General features: G+C 74.1%; 2 protein-coding genes. Both read right to left on the bottom strand.

Annotation, left to right across the window (positions count from 1 at the left end):
* Positions 1 to 118: 118 nt before the first annotated feature.
* Positions 119 to 1,159 carry an ABC transporter permease gene (locus tag ACFXOZ_RS41480; RefSeq protein ID WP_380525693.1) on the bottom strand — a complete coding sequence of 347 codons (1,041 nt, stop codon included), beginning with the start codon at positions 1,157 to 1,159 and terminating at the stop codon, positions 119 to 121.
* Positions 1,156 to 2,796, bottom strand: a complete 1,641-nt coding sequence (locus ACFXOZ_RS41475; RefSeq protein ID WP_380595238.1) for a sugar ABC transporter ATP-binding protein — start codon at positions 2,794 to 2,796, stop codon at positions 1,156 to 1,158. The genes ACFXOZ_RS41480 and ACFXOZ_RS41475 overlap by 4 nt, the downstream gene beginning before the upstream one ends.
* Between the last annotated feature and the right edge of the window lie 175 nt (positions 2,797 to 2,971).

The raw sequence follows: 2,971 nt of genomic DNA, 5'->3' as shown, positions 1-2,971 counted from the left end.
CGGGTGAGGGCCGGGTGCGCTCCCGCCCCCGTCCCGTGGGACGGACCGGAGGGACGATCCGTCCGGTCCGTCCCGTCCGTCCCACGGGAGTACGAGGGGGAGGGGCGTGGGACGTACGTCAGGCCGGCAGCCCGACCGCACGCTCCCGGTTGCGACGCTGCTGGATCACCACCGCGGCCACCAGCAGCGCCCCCTGGGCGACGTTCTGCCAGAAGGCGTTGATGCCCTGGACGGTGAGCCCGTTCTGCAGCGCGCCGAGCAGCGCCACCGCCAGCAGGGTGCCGCCGATGCTGCCCTTGCCGCCCTTGAGGGCGCAGCCGCCGAGCGCGGCCGCGGTGATCGACTGGAGTTCCAGCCCCTCACTGCCGGAGACGGGCTGGCCGCTGCCGGTGCGGGCGGTGAGCAGCACGCCGGCCAGGGCCGCGACCGTACCGGAGAGGGCGTAGGCGGCGATCAGGTACTTGTTGAGGTTGATGCCGGCCAGCCGGGCGGCGGTGTCGTTGCCGCCGATCGCGTAGATGTTGCGGCCGATGTCGGTGTACGTCAGCAGGGCGTGCACGGCGACGGCGGTGAGGATCAGCAGCCAGACCATGGTGGGCAGTCCGGCGATCCGGCCCCGGCTGAGGAAGACGAAGACCGGGTCGTTGAGCACGTAGCCCTGGGCGCGGCCGTCCGAGACGAGCTGGGCGACGCCCTTGTAGGCGGCCAGCCCGGCGAGGGTGGCGATGGTCGGGTTGACCCGGCCGTAGACGATGACGACGCCGTTGAACAGGCCGATGCCCGCGCCGATGGCCAGCGAGGCGCTGATGCCGAGGAAGGGGTTGGCGCCGGTGGAGGTGAACACCATGGCGCTGGTGACGGAGGCCAGGCCGGCCTGGGAGCCGACCGAGATGTCGAGGCCGCCGCAGATGATCACGACGGTCTGGACGACGGCCAGCAGTCCGGAGATGGTGGCGGCCTCGGCGATGACCTGGATGTTGTCCCAGCCGACGAAGTTGGGGTTGAGCCCGCCGAACAGGGCGACGACGGCGACCAGGGCGCCGATCAGGCTGAGGTTCTGCCCGCCGATCGCGGCGAGCAGGGCGCGCGGGCCGCCGGACCGCACGGGCAGGGCGCCGGTGTCCGGCACCGGGGCGGTCGGGGGCGTGGCGGTGGTCATCGGGTCTCTCCGGTCTGGGCGGGGGTGGTGGCGGCGCGGTCGTCGGCCGCGGCACGGTCGTCGGCGGCACCGAAGTCATCGGCACCGAAGTCATCGGCACCGAGGTCGTCGGCCATGGCGAGGGCGAGGACGGCCTCCTCGGTCGCCTCCTCGCGGCTGAGCTCGCCGGTGGTGCGGCCGTTCTGCATCACCACGATCCGGTCGGCGAGGCCGAGCACTTCGGGCAGTTCGGAGGAGATGACCAGCACGGCGGTGCCCTCGCGGGCCAGGTCGGCGATGATCTGGTAGATCTCCGCCTTGGCCCCGATGTCGACGCCGCGGGTGGGCTCGTCCAGGATCAGCAGCTCGGGCCGGCGGGCGAGCCAGCGGGCCAGCACGACCTTCTGCTGGTTGCCGCCGGACAGGGTGCGCACCTCCGCCTCGACGGAGGGGGCGCGGACCCGCAGCCGGTCGGCGTACTCCTGGGCGAGGGCCTTCTCCTGGCGGTGCTTGACGAACCGCCACCGGCTGAGCCGACGCAGGCTGACCAGCGAGGTGTTGTCGCGGATCGTGCGCTGCAGGAACAGGGCCTGGGCCTTGCGCTCCTCGGGCGCCAGTCCGATCCCGGCGGCGATGGCGTCGCGCGGGCTGCGCAGCCGCAGCACCTCGCCGTTGAGGGTCACCGTGCCGGAGCGGATCGGGGCGTCCCCGGCCAGCGCGAGGGCGAGTTCGGAGCGTCCGGCACCGATCAGCCCGGCCAGGGCGACCACCTCGCCGGCCCGGACGCGGAGGCTGACGTCGCGGACGTCGTCGGTGGTGACCCCGTCGACGTCCAGCACGACGCGCTCGGTGGCGACCTGCTGGCGGACGAACAGCGAGGACAGGTCGCGGCCGACCATCAGCCGGACGAGCTCGCCCTCGTCGGTGGCGGCGGCCCGGACCACCCCGGCGACCCGGCCGTCGCGCAGCACGGCGATCCGGTCGGCGAGCCGGAAGATCTCCTTCATCCGGTGGGAGACGTAGACGACCGCGATGCCCTGGTCGCGCAGCCGTCCGATCAGCGCGAACAGCGCCTCGACCTCGTGCTCGGAGAGCGAGGAGGTGGGCTCGTCGAAGGCGATCGCGCGCGGTGCGACCGCACCGGTCAGGGCCCGCATGATCTCGACCAACTGGCGCTGTGCAGCGGTGAGTTCAGAGCCGAGCAGGTCCGGGTCGAGGACCTTGTCGAAGCCCAGGCGGGCCAGGTCGGCGGTGATCCGGCGGCGCAGCTCGGCGCGGTCCAGCCGGCGCAGGGCGGTGCGCGGCAGCGAGCCGGCGTAGACGTTCTCGGCGACCGGGACGTGCGGGATGATCTCGGGTTCCTGCGGGATGATCCGGATCCCGGCCCGACGGGCGTCCTGCGGGGAGTGCAGGTCCAGGGGCTCGCCGTCCAGCAGGACACGGCCCTCGGTGGGGCGGTGGTCGCCGGTGAGGATGCGCAGCAGGGTGGACTTTCCGGCACCGTTCTCGCCCATCAGCGCGGTGACCTGGCCGGGCGGGAAGGAGAGCGTGACGTCCGTCAGCGCCTGGACGGCGCCGAAGCGCTTGGACACCCCTTCGGCGCTCAGGCCGGCGGAACCGTCCGGCGGTGGGAGGGGCGAGGGTTCGGGTGGGGTCATCGGGGCCTCGTTGGCAGTGCGGTACGGGCGGGGGTGCGGACGGGCCGCGGAAGCGGCGGCGACGCTGCGGCAGTGACGGTGCGGCGGCGGTGGGGGGGCGGCCCCCCGCCCCCCCCCCCCCCCCCCCCCCCCATGGCTCGGCGCCCGCGGGGCCCCGGCCCCCGGGGGGCCCCGG

This window comes from Kitasatospora sp. NPDC059160, from assembly GCF_042755465.1.
Taxonomy (GTDB): Bacteria; Actinomycetota; Actinomycetes; order Streptomycetales; family Streptomycetaceae; genus Kitasatospora.
Note: the sequence above shows the minus strand (reverse complement) of the source record. Positions and strands in the feature narration are given on the sequence as shown.